This is a genomic window from Methylobacterium sp. 001424705 (genome assembly GCF_059816145.1).
Genome location: NZ_JCBANU010000007.1, coordinates 42,488 through 55,946 on the forward strand (window position 1 = coordinate 42,488; position 13,459 = coordinate 55,946).

At 67.2% G+C, this 13,459-nt stretch carries 15 protein-coding genes and 1 pseudogene; 13 read left to right on the forward strand and 3 right to left on the reverse strand.

Going from position 1 to position 13,459, the window contains the following annotated elements; all coding sequences use genetic code 11:
- The first annotated feature begins 22 nt into the window (after positions 1–22).
- From AC6EUL_RS07525 to AC6EUL_RS07540, 4 genes are all read left to right on the forward strand, one after another.
- Positions 23–388 (forward strand): hypothetical protein, encoded by a 366-nt coding sequence (locus tag AC6EUL_RS07525; RefSeq protein WP_103711577.1) that lies wholly within the window; start codon positions 23–25, stop codon positions 386–388.
- Positions 389–426: 38 nt separating this feature from the next.
- Complete coding sequence (locus AC6EUL_RS07530; RefSeq protein ID WP_103711578.1) at positions 427–825, forward strand: DUF305 domain-containing protein; 399 nt, start codon at positions 427–429, stop codon at positions 823–825.
- 162 nt (positions 826–987) lie between these two features.
- Entirely contained in the window at positions 988–1,320 is a 333-nt protein-coding gene (locus AC6EUL_RS07535) for a four-helix bundle copper-binding protein (RefSeq protein ID WP_103711599.1), read from the forward strand.
- A 59-nt stretch (positions 1,321–1,379) separates the two neighbouring features.
- Positions 1,380–1,562, forward strand: coding sequence for a hypothetical protein (locus AC6EUL_RS07540; RefSeq protein ID WP_103711579.1), 183 nt, complete (start codon positions 1,380–1,382; stop codon positions 1,560–1,562).
- Positions 1,563–1,602: 40 nt separating this feature from the next.
- Here AC6EUL_RS07540 and cueR read toward each other — a convergent pair whose 3' ends face one another.
- Positions 1,603–2,076 (reverse strand): Cu(I)-responsive transcriptional regulator, encoded by a 474-nt coding sequence (gene cueR / locus AC6EUL_RS07545; protein ID WP_103711580.1) that lies wholly within the window; start codon positions 2,074–2,076, stop codon positions 1,603–1,605.
- Between the two features lie 137 nt (positions 2,077–2,213).
- Between cueR and AC6EUL_RS07550 the strand changes: the two genes are divergently transcribed.
- From AC6EUL_RS07550 to AC6EUL_RS07560, 3 genes and pseudogenes are all read left to right on the forward strand, one after another.
- Positions 2,214–2,963 carry a glutaredoxin family protein gene (locus AC6EUL_RS07550; RefSeq protein WP_103711581.1) on the forward strand — a complete coding sequence of 250 codons (750 nt, stop codon included), beginning with the start codon at positions 2,214–2,216 and terminating at the stop codon, positions 2,961–2,963.
- Positions 2,964–2,977: 14 nt separating this feature from the next.
- A complete protein-coding gene (locus AC6EUL_RS07555; RefSeq protein ID WP_103711600.1) occupies positions 2,978–3,712 on the forward strand; it encodes a DUF4396 domain-containing protein in 735 nt (244 codons plus the stop codon).
- 136 nt (positions 3,713–3,848) lie between these two features.
- Positions 3,849–4,622 (forward strand): annotated as a pseudogene (locus tag AC6EUL_RS07560) (cobalamin-binding protein); the annotation flags it as partial.
- Between the two features lie 329 nt (positions 4,623–4,951).
- On the opposite strand, the gene AC6EUL_RS07565 reads toward AC6EUL_RS07560, so the two are convergent.
- Positions 4,952–5,131, reverse strand: a complete 180-nt coding sequence (locus AC6EUL_RS07565; protein WP_181017409.1) for a hypothetical protein — start codon at positions 5,129–5,131, stop codon at positions 4,952–4,954.
- Positions 5,132–5,561: 430 nt separating this feature from the next.
- On the opposite strand from AC6EUL_RS07565, the gene AC6EUL_RS07570 reads away from it, so the two are divergent.
- From AC6EUL_RS07570 to AC6EUL_RS07585, 4 genes are all read left to right on the forward strand, one after another.
- Positions 5,562–5,936 carry a DUF2946 family protein gene (locus AC6EUL_RS07570; protein WP_103711583.1) on the forward strand — a complete coding sequence of 125 codons (375 nt, stop codon included), beginning with the start codon at positions 5,562–5,564 and terminating at the stop codon, positions 5,934–5,936.
- An 81-nt stretch (positions 5,937–6,017) separates the two neighbouring features.
- Positions 6,018–7,733 (forward strand): efflux RND transporter periplasmic adaptor subunit, encoded by a 1,716-nt coding sequence (locus AC6EUL_RS07575; RefSeq protein ID WP_245436443.1) that lies wholly within the window; start codon positions 6,018–6,020, stop codon positions 7,731–7,733.
- Positions 7,734–7,743: 10 nt separating this feature from the next.
- Positions 7,744–10,884, forward strand: coding sequence for an efflux RND transporter permease subunit (locus tag AC6EUL_RS07580; protein WP_103711584.1), 3,141 nt, complete (start codon positions 7,744–7,746; stop codon positions 10,882–10,884).
- A gap of 44 nt (positions 10,885–10,928) precedes the next feature.
- The gene (locus AC6EUL_RS07585) at positions 10,929–11,315 is read left to right on the forward strand and encodes a hypothetical protein (RefSeq protein WP_245436445.1); all 387 of its coding nucleotides are present in this window, start codon (positions 10,929–10,931) and stop codon (positions 11,313–11,315) included.
- A 137-nt stretch (positions 11,316–11,452) separates the two neighbouring features.
- Here AC6EUL_RS07585 and AC6EUL_RS07590 read toward each other — a convergent pair whose 3' ends face one another.
- Positions 11,453–11,716 carry a hypothetical protein gene (locus AC6EUL_RS07590; protein ID WP_253370573.1) on the reverse strand — a complete coding sequence of 88 codons (264 nt, stop codon included), beginning with the start codon at positions 11,714–11,716 and terminating at the stop codon, positions 11,453–11,455.
- A 290-nt stretch (positions 11,717–12,006) separates the two neighbouring features.
- Here AC6EUL_RS07590 and AC6EUL_RS07595 point away from each other — a divergent pair, with 290 nt between their 5' ends.
- Positions 12,007–12,345: a type II toxin-antitoxin system RelE/ParE family toxin gene (locus AC6EUL_RS07595; protein WP_103711586.1), complete on the forward strand. Its 339-nt coding sequence runs from the start codon at positions 12,007–12,009 to the stop codon at positions 12,343–12,345.
- 18 nt (positions 12,346–12,363) lie between these two features.
- Positions 12,364–13,458, forward strand: coding sequence for a HigA family addiction module antitoxin (locus AC6EUL_RS07600; RefSeq protein ID WP_103711587.1), 1,095 nt, complete (start codon positions 12,364–12,366; stop codon positions 13,456–13,458).
- Position 13,459 lies beyond the last annotated feature (1 nt).

The window sequence follows — 13,459 nt, forward strand, 5'->3', positions numbered from 1 at the left end:
CACCCCACGAAGGAGAGTACCGATGATCCCCTGGAGAATGGCCCTGATGGCCGGGGCGCTGGTCGCGATGCCGGCCTGCGCGCACGAGACGGCCGGCCAGCACGGCGGCCGCGTCACGGATGCCGGCAAGTACCACGTCGAGCTCGTCGCCAAGGGCGAGACGGTCGACGTGTTCGTGTCGGACGGAAGCCAGAAACCGGTCCCGGCGACCGGTTTCAAGGGCACCGCCATCCTCGTCGTCGGCGGCAAGCCGGCCCGCGTGCCGCTGGAGCCGACAGACGGCAACCGCCTCTCGGGCAAGGCGTCCGTGGCGCTCGGCGACAGCCCGAAGGGCGCCGTCCAGCTCACCGCCCCCGACGGCGCGACCGCCAGCGGCAAGTTCAACTGATCCACCCGTTCGATCCCGACCCAAGAAGGAAACGCACCATGGCCACCTCGACCACCACGACCCTGTTCGCCGCCCTCGTCTCCCTCGGGCTCGCCGGTCCGGCCATCGCCCAAGCCACGCACGACCACGGTTCCATGCCGGGCATGGGTGCCGGGGACTCGATGAAGCCCGACCCGAAGGACAACGCCTCGACCAAGGAATTCAAGGCTGCCGACATGACGATGATGAAGGACATGGACGTGGCCTACACGGGCGACACGGACGTCGACTTCCGCACGCACATGATCCCGCACCACAAGGGTGCGATGGCCATGGCCGAGGTGGCGCTGAGGCACGCCAAGGACCCGGCGACCAAGGCGATGGCCCAGAAAATCATCGATGACCAGAAGAAGGAGGTTGCAGATATGGAGGCATGGCTGAAGAAGAATGCCAAGTGACCGCATGCAAAAATAGGGATCAATTATCGTTGAGTTCTATTTCGACGGAATAATTGAACCTTAGTCGGAGTGCTTGGTTGTGATACTAACAAGATCAGGTGTCTAATGTGCTTGATATTGTTAGTCAATGACATCATTTTGCCAATTGATGGAGTGGATATCATGCACAACATGTCGAGCGAGATGCAGTCGTGCATCGATGAGTGCCTACGCTGTTATCAAACCTGCCTCGGGATGGCCTCAAACCACTGCCTGCCGGCCGGGGGCAAGCACGTTGAGCCGGAGCATCTTCGCCTGATGCTGGCCTGCGCGGAGATCTGTCGGACCTCCGCCCACTTCATGCTGCTCGGGACCCCCGAGCACAGGCACACCTGCCGGGCCTGCGCGGAGGTCTGCGAGGCCTGCGCGAAGAGTTGCGAGCAGGTGGGCGACATGCAGGACTGCGTCGAGCAGTGCCGCCGCTGCGCCGAGAGCTGCCGCAAGATGGCGGCCTGAGCCCCGGGGACGGCCTCCGGGGCCGTTCCTCACGTTTCCGAACCACCCAGGAGAAAACGATGAAGCAGATGATGTTGGCCGCGGCCGCGATGCTCGCCCTCTCGCTGACCCCGGCCCTGGCGGCCGGGTGCTGCGGAAAGGGCGCCAAAGGAATGTGCGCCAAGCCGATGGCCTCGATGTCGATGAAAAGCGGGAAGAAGGGCTGCTGCTGCGACGGCATGGGCAAGAAGGTGGCCATGTGATGCGGCGCGCCGGGCGTCGGGAGCGACCGATCCGTTCGCTTCAGCGCTTGGCGACGGCCTTCCTGCGAGGTGTGGGAGGCCGCGCCGGCCCCGGGGACGCGCCCGGACGGCTGGCTGAGACGTCGGCCCCGGTCTCCAGGCTGGCGATGATCGGACAATCCGGCCGACCGTCGCCGTCGCAGGCGTCGGCCAGGGACCGCAGGGCGTCGGCCATCTCGTTTAATTGGCGGGCCCGCTGTTCGAGTTCCTTCACGTGGGCCCTCGCGATGGCCTTCACGTCGGCGTTGCTGCGGTCGGGATCGCTCCAGAGTCCTAGCAGCACCCGGATGCGGTCCAGCGAGAAGCCCAGGTCCCGGGCGTGCCGGACGAAGCCGAGCCGGTGCAGGTCGGCGGTTCCGTAATCGCGATAGCCGCTGTCGCGCCGGTCCGCCGGGGGCACGAGCCCGATGCTTTCGTAGTGCCGGATCATCTTGGCCGAGACCCCGGAGGCCCGGCTCGCCTCGCCGATATTCATCGTAGGAGCCCCTCAGTTGACCTTCCCATAATGGGAAGGTGCAGGAAGGTCCGCAAGCCCAATCGGCCGCTGCCCGCACCCTGCTTCCACTTCGAAGCCCGGACGGCATCCCGGCCAGACAACCCACGGAGTTTCCGATGCAAGCCACCGCGTCCCGCAAGGCGGTCCTGTACCGCATGATGATGCCGCAGCACACGTGTCCGTACGGCCTCAAGGCGAAGGATCTCCTCGAACGCCAGGGCTTCCAGGTGGAAGACCACTGGCTGACCACCCGCGAGGAGACCGACCGCTTCAAGGCCGAGCACGGGGTCAAGTCGACGCCCCAGACCTTCATCAACGGCGAGCGCGTCGGGGGCTTCGACGATCTCAGGCGGCATTTCGGACGGGCCGCCAACGACCCGAACGCGACGACCTATACGCCGGTCGTGGCGGTGTTCTCGATGACGGCGCTGATGGCGCTCGCGGCGAGCTACGCCGTGTACGGCACGCCGCTGACCGTCCGGGCGGCCGAGTGGTTCATCGCCTTCAGCATGTGCGTGTTGGCCCTCCTCAAGCTGCAGGACGTCGAGACCTTTTCCTCAATGTTCCTCGGGTACGACCTGCTGGCCAAGCGCTGGGTGCGTTACGCCTACGCCTACCCGCTCCTGGAGGGCATCGCCGGCGTCCTGATGGTGGCCGGCGCCCTGAACTGGCTGTCGATCCCCGTGGCCCTGTTCATCGGCACCGTCGGCGCGGTCTCGGTGTTCAAGGCGGTCTACGTCGACAAACGCGAGATCAAGTGCGCCTGCGTCGGCGGGTCGAGCAAGGTGCCGCTCGGCTTCGTCTCGCTGACCGAGAACGTGATGATGGTCGCCATGGCGATCTGGATGCTGGCGATGGGGCATTGAGCGGCATGGCCACGATGTTCCCCGCCTGGCTCCATGCGCTCTCCATCCTGGCCCTGCTGCTCGGGGCCGCCTGCTCGATCCTTCTGTCGGTGCAGGTGATCCGGCATCCGCAGCACATGACCGTGATGAACGTGGTCTGGCCGGTCAGCGCCCTGTTCGGCACGGTGGTCGTGGTCTGGGCCTACTTTCGCTATGGCCGCCTCGCGACCATGGAGGCGCATCACCGCGCGATGGAGCGGGACGAGAAGCCTCCGAACATGACGCAAACGCCGTTTCCGGTGATGGTGGGCAAGGGCGCGCTCCACTGCGGCAGCGGCTGCATGCTCGGCGACGTCGCCGCCGAGTGGCTCGCCTTCCTCGTGCCGGCGGTGGCGGTCTGGTTCGGCTGGCACTCGCTCTTCGAGGAGAAGATGTACGCGGTCTGGGTGCTGGACTTCGTGTTCGCCTTCGGGCTTGGGATCGTGTTCCAGTATTACGCCATCGTGCCGATGCGCGGGCTCTCCCCGGGCCAGGGCATCGTCGCAGCCCTCAAGGCCGACACCCTGTCGCTGATCGCCTGGCAGGTCGGCATGTACGGCTTCATGGCGTTCGCCCAATTCGCCGTGTTCCCGCACCTCGCGGGGCAGCCAGCGCCGGTGAACTCGGTCGAGTTCTGGTTCGCCATGCAGGTGGCCATGGTGGCAGGGTTCCTGACCAGCTACCCGGTGAACTGGTGGCTCGTCTCCACCGGGATCAAGGAGCGGATGTGACAGGATTTCGTGCCCCTGACCGCCCTCCAGCATGTGACGCATCCCCAGGTGCCTGCCACCACAAGGGCTAGGTGCGAACGCAGCCCTTCCGTTGGGACGCCGCTTCCGAAACCCGCCCATGAGGATATGCAGGGTCATGCGCCGCTTCCCGCCCGAACGCATCGTGTGTCTGACGGAGGAGACCGTCGAGACCCTCTATCTCCTCGGCGTGGAGGACCGCATCGTCGGAGTCTCCGGCTATGCCGTCCGTCCGCCGCAGGTCCGCCGCGAGAAGCCGCGGGTTTCCGCCTTCACCAGCGCCGACATTCCGAAGGTTCTCGCCCTCGCCCCCGACCTGGTGCTCACCTTTTCGGACCTTCAGGCCGGCATCGTCGCCGACCTCGTCAGGGCCGGCGTTGCCGTGCACGCGTTCAACCACCGCGACGTCGCCGGCATCCTCGCCATGATCCGCACGGTGGGCGCCCTGGTCGACGTCCGCGACAAGGCGGAGGCACTGGTCCGTGGCTACGAGGCCAGACTCGCGCGCGTAGCGGAGCAGGCCAACGAACGGCCGCGGCCGCGGGTCTATTTCGAGGAATGGGACGAGCCCCTGATCTCGGGCATCGGCTGGGTCTCCGAGCTCGTGGCAATCGCCGGCGGCGACGACATCTTCCCGGAGCTTTCCCGGCAGGGGGCCGCCAAGGATCGCATCGTGGCGCCGGAAGCGGTGATCTCGGCTGCGCCCGAAGTCATCCTGGCGTCCTGGTGCGGGAAGAAGGTCGTGCCCTCCCGCATCGCCGGCCGGCCGGGCTGGGCCGCAATCCCCGCCGTCGCGCAGGGTCGCATCGTCGAGATCAAGTCGCCCCTGATCCTGCAGCCCGGACCTGCGGCCCTTACGGATGGCCTGGACGCCATCCTGCAGGCGCTCGGGCATCCGATCCCGCACGCCGAGGCCCCTTGGCAGGTGCCCGTCCCGGCCCCATCGCCGTGGCGCCTGACCGAACGCCATCGCGCCCAGCTTCTCAAGGTCCCGGACGACGGCTGGATCGAGGCCACGCGCCTCGACGCGCGCTCGCTGGAGGTCCTCGTCCGGCGAGGCTGGATACGGCGCGTGCATGCCGACCCGCTCGGACGACCGCGCCATGACGGCTACCGGCGAACCGATGCGGCCAGGATCGCACTGAACGGTACGGTGAGCGCAGCCTGACGCTACGGAACCGGCACGGCCGCCCCGGCGGGCAGTCCTGCCGCATCTCGGATCTACGCCTCAGAAGTGGTGATTGTGCCGACGATGGTGGTGATGATGGTGGCCCCAGTGGTGCTGATGCCGCCGGTAGTGATGATGGTGCCCCCAGCCATGATGGTGGTGTCCCCAGCCATGGTGATGATGGTGGCGCCGGTGATGGTGGTGGCCCCCATGGTGATGGTGGTGGCCCCCATGGTGATGGTGGCCCCAGTGCTGCACGGTCTGCACCGGACTTCCGATGGGGTCGACGAGGCCGGGGCTCGTCGCAAGGGGGGCTGCCTTCGCCGGGGTGAGCTGAAGGGTCACTGCCAAGATCACAGCGCCGATCATCGCAAAAAGACGTCCAACCATTGTCGCCTCCTGGATCACGGAAATGTCTCCGTATTCAGGATGCTAGGCGTCGCAAGCTGAATGTACAGTGACGAAGGGCGACCGGACCTTCAGGTCAGGGTGAAATCTCGGTCCGTCATTGCGTTGCGACCAAACTTGGCCGACGAATACAGAACAGACACACCCGGGTGAGCCGCGTCCAAAGTGAGCCGGTAACCGTCGGCCTTGCAAACCGCCCCCGCCGTCACAAACTGGATGTTGGCTTCGGCCGCGTGTGATAGAGTTCGCGACGTGATGACCCTGACCCGACAAACATGGCGCTGTCTGGCCGCGATCCTGATGATCGTGGCCTTCGTCATGCCGTCGGTGGTCCACGCTCACGTCGGCCATACGCACGGCCCGACGCTGGTGGCGGCAGTCGACGATGGCCAAACGGCGGTCTCCGAGGGCTCGCAGGTCGGCCACGATCATGCCGGGGACACCAACAAGTCCAAGGCGCATGCGGCCTGCTGTGCGGCGTGTGCCTGCCATGGCGGGTTGACGGTTACGGAAGCCGCCGCGGTCGGGCGCGTCTGGCGCTCGCTGCGCCTGGCGCTCGGACCCGCGGATCTCGCACCCCCGAGCCGAGCGCCAGAGGCGCTGCCCGAGCCCCCTCGATCCTTCGCCTGAACCTGGCGCGCTGAGGCGCGCCTGTAGCGGCATGCCGTCTTGAGGGACGGCGGCCGGTGTTTTGGTGCGAAGGAATTCCTGATGATGCGTCGTAATCCGTTGGCCGCTGCCCTGAGCGCGGCGGCGCTGCTGCTTTGCCTATGGGGCGGAGCCGCCCCTGCCCATGAGGGCCACGACCATGGAGAGGAGGCGAAGTCCGCTCCCGCGGTCACCGCTCCCCGCGGCGTATCGAGTTCGGACGCCTTCGAGGTCGTGGTCGTGGCCCGCAACGGCGCGCTGATGGTCTACGTCGACCGCACCGGCAGCAACGAGCCCGTGACCGGGGCCACCGTCCAGGCGGAAACGCCCGAGGGCGCCGTAACCGCGACCGCGACGCCGGACGGGGCCTACCTGGTCGACGCCCATTGGAGCGAGAAGCCGGGCGCCTACGACCTGACCTTCACCGTGACCCTGGCCGACGGCACGAGCGATGTTTTTCCCGTGGAGCTTGAGGTGCCCGAGCCTCCCGCCGCCACGGCAGGTCCGCCCACCGCCTGGACGAGCGGCCTCGCCATCGCCCACGATTTCCAGCACCACCTGACCCAGGCTGATCCGATGGCGTTCGTCATCGGCGGTACCGGCTTCGTGCTCGGCGTCGGCCTCACGCTCCTGCTCGGACGACGCCGCTCGGCACCGGCCGTGGCGGTCCTGGTTCTGGCGGCGGGCGTCGTGTTGGCGCCGAGGGCCAACGCCCACGAGGGCCACGACCACGGGAACGAGCCCAAGACCCTGATGGCGGCGCCGAACGGCGCCAGCCGGGACGTGGCCCAGCGCCTGCCGGACGGCAGCGTATTCATGCCCAAGCCGACCCAGCGCCTCCTGACCATCCGCACGGTGGTGACGGCCACGAGCGCCTTGGCCCGCACCACCGAGATGCCGGGCCGGGTCATCACCGACCCGAATGCGAGCGGAGTCGTGCAGTCTTCCGTCGGCGGGCGCCTGTCGCCGCCGCCCTCGGGGGTGTTCCCGCGGCTGGGCACACCTGTCGCCAAGGGCGACGTGCTCGCCTTCGTCACCCCTCCAATCCAGGCGGTGGACGCCTCGGACATGCGCCAGCGTCAGGGCGAGCTCGACCAGCAGATCGCCATCGTGCAGCGGCGCGTCGAACGCTTCCAGAAGTTGGCCCCGGGCGGTGCGGTCTCGCAGGTCCAGCTCGACGAGGCCAACGCCGAACTGTCCGGGCTTAAGGACAGGCGCACCGCCCTCGACAAGATCCGCCTTCAGCCCGAACCGTTGATCGCACCCGTCTCCGGCGTCATCGCCGAGGCCAACGCCATGGCCGGCCAGATGGCGAGCCCGGGTACGATGGTCTTCCAGATCACCGACCCTGCGAAGCTATGGGTCGAGGCCCTCAGCTTCGAGGCCCTGGCGCCGGCCCAGAACGCCTCGGCTCGGTTGGCCGACGGACGCACCCTGACCCTGAACTACCGCGGCGCCGGATTGGCCGACCGCAGCCAGGCCGTACCCGTTCAATTCGCCATCGAGGGCGAGCAACCCGACCTGCGCACCGGCCAGTTCGTGACGGTGCACGCCAGCAGCAGCGCCCCCCTGCAAGGTCTCGCGCTCCCTCGGGCAAGCGTCGTGCGCTCCGCCAACGGGCAGGCCCTCGTCTACGAACACACGCAGGCGGAACGTTTCGAGCCGCGCGAGGTGCAGGTCGAGCCCCTCGATGCCGCCCGGGTGCTGGTGGTCTCCGGCATTGGGAACGGCAAGCGGGTCGTGACCCAAGGCGCCGAACTCATCAACCAGGTTCGGTGAGGGCAGGCGTATGTTCACGTTCCTCGTCTCGCGGTCCCTCGGGAACCGCACTCTGGTCCTCGCCATCGCGGCGGTGCTGGTGCTCTACGGCGCCTTCACCGTCACCAAGCTGCCGGTCGACGTCTTCCCCGACCTGAACAGGCCCACCGTCACGGTCATGACGGAGGCCGAGGGCCTCGCCCCGCAGGAGGTGGAGCAACTCGTCTCCTTCCCCATCGAGACCCAGATGAACGGCCTTCCTGGGGTGAGCCGCGTGCGCTCGGTCTCGGGCGTCGGCCTGTCGGTGATCTACGTCGAGTTCGACTGGGGCACCGACATCTATCGCAACCGCCAGCAGGTGGGCGAGCGCCTCGCGATGGTGCGGCCCCAGCTTCCGGCCAATGTCAGCCCGATGATGGGCCCGATCTCCTCCATCATGGGGCAGATCGTGATGGTGGCCGTCACCGGCGACACCGTTTCGGCCATGGAGCTGCGCGAGATCGCGGACTTCACGATCCGCCCGCGCCTCCTCTCGATTCCCGGCGTGGCGCAGGTCATCCCGATGGGCGGCGAGGTCCGACAGTTCCGGATCGCACCCCAGCCCACCGCCATGCGGGCGCTGGGCGTCACCTACGAGCAGGTGGAGAAGGCCCTCCAGCAGTTCGGGACCAACACCGGCGGCGGCTTCACCGACCAGTACGCCCGCGAGTACCTGATCCGGAACGTCGCCCGGACCATGAACCTCGACGACCTTCGCAACATGGTCGTGGCGACCGTCGACAAGCGCCCGGTCTATCTTCGCCAGGTCGCGGACGTCTCCTTCGGGGCCAAGACCAAGCGCGGCGACAGCGGCTACATGGGCGCTCCGGCCGTGGTTGTCTCGGTGGAGAAGCAGCCCGGCGTCGACACCGTCCGCCTGACCGAGACCATCGAGGCCGCGCTCAAGGAGATCGGCACGAGCCTGCCCAAGGGCGTCCAGGCGGACCGGCTCATCTTCCGGCAGGCCAACTTCATCGAGACCTCGATCCATAACGTCGAGAAGGTGCTGCTGGAGGCCGTCGCCGTGGTGGCGGTGGTGCTCTTCGCCTTCCTCCTCAACGTGCGCACCACGGTGATCTCGCTGACCGCGATCCCAGTCTCCATCCTGACCACGGCGGTGATCTTCCACTTCCTCGGGCTGTCCATCAACACGATGACGCTCGGCGGCCTTGCCATCGCCATCGGCGAGCTCGTCGACGACGCCGTGGTGGACGTCGAGAACATCTTCCGCAGGCTTCGCGAGAACCGGGCAGTGGGGAACCCGCGTTCCGTGTTCGACGTGGTTGTGTCGGCCTCGCAGGAGGTGCGCTCGGGCATCGTCTACGCCACGATGGTCATCGTCCTGGTGTTCGTGCCGCTGTTCGCCCTGTCGGGCATCGAGGGCCGCCTCTTCGCGCCGCTGGGTCAGGCCTACATCATCTCGATCCTGGCAAGCCTCGTCGTCTCCATCACCCTCACGCCGGTGATGGCCTACTACCTGCTGCCCGGCCTCAAGCGGTTGGACGAGCACGAGAGCGGCCTGGTGCGCGTGCTCAAGCGCTTCAACGGCTGGCTCCTGCTGCGTGCCTTCGCCCATGGGCGGCTCGTGATGGCCACGGTCGCCGCCGCCGTGATCCTCGCCGGCACGGCCGCGGTGTTCCTGCCACGCGCCTTCCTGCCGCCCTTCAACGAGGGCTCGTTCACGGTCACCGCCGCCTTCAGCCCCGGGATATCGCTCTCCGAGAGCGACCGGGTCGGCCTCATCGCCGAGAAGCTGGTCCTTGAGATCCCGGAGGTCCGCTCCGTCGGCCGCCGCACCGGCCGGGCCGAGCTCGACGAACATGCCGAGGGGGTGCATTCCTCCGACCTGGAGATCGACCTTAAGCCCGGCGGCCGGCCCAAGGCCGAACTGGTGGCCGACATCCGGGAGCGCCTGAAGGTGCTGCCGGTCTCCATCAACGTCGGCCAGCCGATCTCGCACCGCCTCGACCACATGCTCTCGGGCGTCCGCGCCGAGATTGCCCTAAAAGTGTTCGGCGAGGACCTCGACACCCTGCGCAGCCTCGCCGAGGATTTGCGGCGGCGCATGGCCAATATCCCGGGCATCGCCGACCTCCAGGTCGAGAAGCTGGTCCGAATCCCGCAATTGGAAATCCGGGTCGACTACACCCGGGCGGCCCTCTACGGCGTCCAGCCGGCGGCGCTCGTCGAGCAACTCAGCCGCCTGTCCAATGGCCAGGTCGTGTCCCGCGTGGTGGACGGCTACCGCCGCTTCGACGTGGTGATGCGGCTGCCCGACACCATGCGCACTACGCAGCGCCTGGGCGACCTCCTGATCGAGACGCCCTCGGGATGGGTCCCCGCCCGCCAGATCGCCGATATCCGCGAGACTGACGGACCGAACCAGATCCTGCGCGAGAATGCCCGCCGCCGGATCGTGGTCCAGGCCAACACCGACGGCAAGACCGACATGACCGGGATCGTGGCGGCCATCCAGCGGGAGATGGCGGCGACCAAGCTACCCAACGGCTACACGACGAACCTGGAAGGGTCGTTCCAGGCGCAGTCCGAGGCGAGCCGAACCATCGGCACGCTCTCGCTCCTGTCGCTGGGGATGATCTTCGCCTTGCTCTACAGCCGGTACCGGTCGGTCGTGTTCACGCTGATCATCCTCGGCAGCATCCCCCTGGCGCTCATCGGTTCGGTGCTGGCCCTTTGGCTGGCGGGTCAGCCCTTGTCGGTCGCGTCGATGATCGGGTTCATCACGCTGACGGGCATCGCCACGCGCAACGGCATCCTGAAGATCAGCCACTACCTCAACCTCGCCCTGCACGAGGGGCTGCCGTTCGGGCGCGACCTGGTCATCCGGGGTACCCTGGAGCGCCTGACGCCGGTACTGATGACGGCGCTCTCGGCGGGCGTGGCCCTGGTCCCGCTGATGATCGGGGCCGAGGAGCCGGGCAAGGAGATCCTGCACCCCGTGGCGGTGACGATCTTCGGCGGCTTGGTCAGCGCCACCCTGCTCGACACGGTGCTGACGCCGCTCCTGTTCCTCACCTTCGGACGGAAAGCCTTGGAGCGGTTGCGAACCGCCTCCGTCCGCAGCCCCGCCGCCCCGGCCGGTATCGAGCCCCGTCCGGTCGAGGCGTTCTAGTCACCTGGCACGACTGCTTATCTGAACCCTCAAGGAGACGTCCCATGCGCAAGACCTTTCCGATCCTCGCCGCCCTCCTGATGTCCTCGACCCTGGCGACCGCCGCGGCCGCCCAGGTACCCTCGGCGGCAAAGGTCGGTCCCAACGGCGGTCAAATCACCGTGGCCGACGGCCACCCCATCGAGTTCGTCGGCACGGATAAGGAGATGGTGTTCTTCCTGAAGGACGAGGAAGGTAAGCCCCTCGACACCAAGGGGGTTAGCGCCCGTGCAGTCATCCAGTCCGGGGGCAAGACCGAGACCGTCACGCTTAACGCCTCAGCGCCCAACAAGCTGGTCGGGCCCCTGAGCGCCCCGTTAGGAGCGGGCGCCAAGGTGGTGCTGTCGACCAAGGTCCATGGCCACAGCCTGCAGGCACGCTTCTCGAAGTAGGCCTCACGCCTGGCAGTCGGGAGGGCCCGCCAAGCACACCGATGCACCCACGATGACCGCGTCGGTCGAGCGGGGCGACCCTGCATCGGCGTAAGGTTGCCGGAAACGAGAAGGGGCCCCGAAGGGCCCCTGGAAGATCACATGCGGTGGTGGCGATGGCCGTGACCGTGGCGCATCATGTGGCCGCGGTGATGGTGGTGATGGCGCATGCCGTGACCGCGATGGTGGTGATGGCGCATGCCATGGCCGCGGTGGCCGTGGCTGTCGTGCATGCGGACGTCGACGATGTTGGTCTGGGCATCGACGGCACCGACCATGCCGGGGGCGGCGGAGGCGGGGGCGGCGATGCCGATGGCGCCGAGCGCGGCCAGGGCGGCGACGGCGAACAGGGACTTCCTCATGGGGGCTTCCTCGTTGGTTGTTGGTGGCTCGTCCTGGCGCCGAGCCGGACCGGCGAACGGCCCGGCCGATCGGGAGCGACGAGGAACGGCTCCGCTTCGAAGAGGGTTCCGAGGATGCGCAGTCTCCCGATGGGCATGGATAAGGAAGGCTTGTCCCGCTAACCGCCAAATCAACGGTGTTCATCCTCAAGGCGGCCCGGGTTTGGAAGGAGTCGCCATGCGCATGCGACCGTGTTACCTATTGGGTAACGGAGTGCGGAGCATTACCTTGCAGGTAACGGATTGGTGCGATGCAGATCCGTTTCCGGTCTAAGCGCCTCGGGAAGGCGCTGTCGGACCCGAAGGAAATGGCGAAGGCCTACGGGGACAGAGCGAAACCGATACGGAGGCGGTTGGACGTTTTGGGGCAGGCAGCCTGCCTCTCGGACGTCCCGACGGAGCCACCCGACCGCCGGCATCAACTCGGCGGTAACCGGGACGGCCAACTCTCGGTCACGATCAAGGACAACTGGCGTATCGTCTTCGTGCCCGACCACGACCCGTTGCCCTGCCTGCCTGACGGCGGCCTCGACACGGGTCAGGTCACGGCGGTCGAGATCATCGAAATCGTCGACTACCATGGCAACTGAACGGCGGAGACCAAGGGGATGACGACGCAGGAAGCCTGGACGCCGCAATGGGCGACCCATCCCGGCGAACACCTCGAAGAGTACATCCAGGAGCGCGGCTGGTCCCAGGCCGAGTTCGCCCGCATTGCCGACATGACGCCCAAGCTCGTCAGCACGATCATTAACGGCTCCAACCCGGTCACTCCCGAGACTGCACTGAAGCTGGAGCACGTGCTCGGCCTCAAGGCCTACATCTGGACCGGCCTCCAGGCGAACTGGGACCTGTTTCAGGCACGGCTGCGGGAGCAGGAGGCGGCCGTGCGAGAGGCCGAATGGCTCAAGGGGTTCCCTATCCGGGAACTGAAGGCCTGCGGTCGCCTTCCCCAGACCAACGACCTCGGCAGGATCATGGACGGGCTGCTGAGCCTCCTCGGGATCGGGGGACCCCACGCCTACGAGGCGAAGCTCGGTTCCCTGGCCGTGCACCACCGCAAGGCGAGGACCGGCACCACCTCGCCTCACCACATGCTGTGCTGGCTGATGCTGGGCGAGGAGAAGGCGCGCCGGCTCAGCCTGCCTGCCTACGATCCGGGGCGGTTCAAGCAGGGATGCGCAGAGATCCGTTCGCTGACCGTGGCAAGGCCTGAGACCTTCGAGCCGCGCATGCTCGAAATCTGCCATGCGTCCGGCGTCGCCCTGGTGTTCCAGAAGCCCCTAAGCAAGACCTGCGTCTTCGGGTCGGCGCGGTGGCTGAACGACGAGCGTCCCCTGATCCAGATGTCGCTGCGCATGAAGAGCAACGACCATTTCTGGTGGACCTTTTTCCACGAGGCAGCGCACATCAGCCTGCATCGAGGAATGAATTTCGTCGACGACAAGAACGGCGAAGACAACGACGTCGAGGCCGAGGCGGATGCCTGGGCCGAGGAGATGCTGGTCGGGCGCGAGCGGATCGACGCTTTCGCCACCACGTGCCCGCGGACGAAACAGGAGGTGGTGGCCTTCGCCGACGAGGTCGGGCTTCATCCGGGCATCGTGCTCGGGATGCTGCAGCATCGTCGCGTCGTTCCCTTCAGCCACATGAACGACCTCAAGGCGCGCCTGGGATGGGCGGACGAGGTCGCCGCGGCCTGAC

What these genes read in the sequence shown, in the direction of transcription:
- AC6EUL_RS07525 (WP_103711577.1), top strand. Translation starts at nt 23, where the DNA reads ATGATCCCCTGGAGAATGGCCCTGATGGCCGGGGCGCTGGTCGCGATG.
- AC6EUL_RS07530 (WP_103711578.1), top strand. Translation starts at nt 427, where the DNA reads ATGGCCACCTCGACCACCACGACCCTGTTCGCCGCCCTCGTCTCCCTC.
- AC6EUL_RS07535 (WP_103711599.1), top strand. Translation starts at nt 988, where the DNA reads ATGCACAACATGTCGAGCGAGATGCAGTCGTGCATCGATGAGTGCCTA.
- AC6EUL_RS07540 (WP_103711579.1), top strand. Translation starts at nt 1,380, where the DNA reads ATGAAGCAGATGATGTTGGCCGCGGCCGCGATGCTCGCCCTCTCGCTG.
- cueR (WP_103711580.1), bottom strand. Translation starts at nt 2,076, where the DNA reads ATGAATATCGGCGAGGCGAGCCGGGCCTCCGGGGTCTCGGCCAAGATG.
- AC6EUL_RS07550 (WP_103711581.1), top strand. Translation starts at nt 2,214, where the DNA reads ATGCAAGCCACCGCGTCCCGCAAGGCGGTCCTGTACCGCATGATGATG.
- AC6EUL_RS07555 (WP_103711600.1), top strand. Translation starts at nt 2,978, where the DNA reads ATGTTCCCCGCCTGGCTCCATGCGCTCTCCATCCTGGCCCTGCTGCTC.
- AC6EUL_RS07565 (WP_181017409.1), bottom strand. Translation starts at nt 5,131, where the DNA reads ATGGGGGCCACCACCATCACCATGGGGGCCACCACCATCACCGGCGCC.
- AC6EUL_RS07570 (WP_103711583.1), top strand. Translation starts at nt 5,562, where the DNA reads ATGACCCTGACCCGACAAACATGGCGCTGTCTGGCCGCGATCCTGATG.
- AC6EUL_RS07575 (WP_245436443.1), top strand. Translation starts at nt 6,018, where the DNA reads ATGATGCGTCGTAATCCGTTGGCCGCTGCCCTGAGCGCGGCGGCGCTG.
- AC6EUL_RS07580 (WP_103711584.1), top strand. Translation starts at nt 7,744, where the DNA reads ATGTTCACGTTCCTCGTCTCGCGGTCCCTCGGGAACCGCACTCTGGTC.
- AC6EUL_RS07585 (WP_245436445.1), top strand. Translation starts at nt 10,929, where the DNA reads ATGCGCAAGACCTTTCCGATCCTCGCCGCCCTCCTGATGTCCTCGACC.
- AC6EUL_RS07590 (WP_253370573.1), bottom strand. Translation starts at nt 11,716, where the DNA reads ATGAGGAAGTCCCTGTTCGCCGTCGCCGCCCTGGCCGCGCTCGGCGCC.
- AC6EUL_RS07595 (WP_103711586.1), top strand. Translation starts at nt 12,007, where the DNA reads ATGCAGATCCGTTTCCGGTCTAAGCGCCTCGGGAAGGCGCTGTCGGAC.
- AC6EUL_RS07600 (WP_103711587.1), top strand. Translation starts at nt 12,364, where the DNA reads ATGACGACGCAGGAAGCCTGGACGCCGCAATGGGCGACCCATCCCGGC.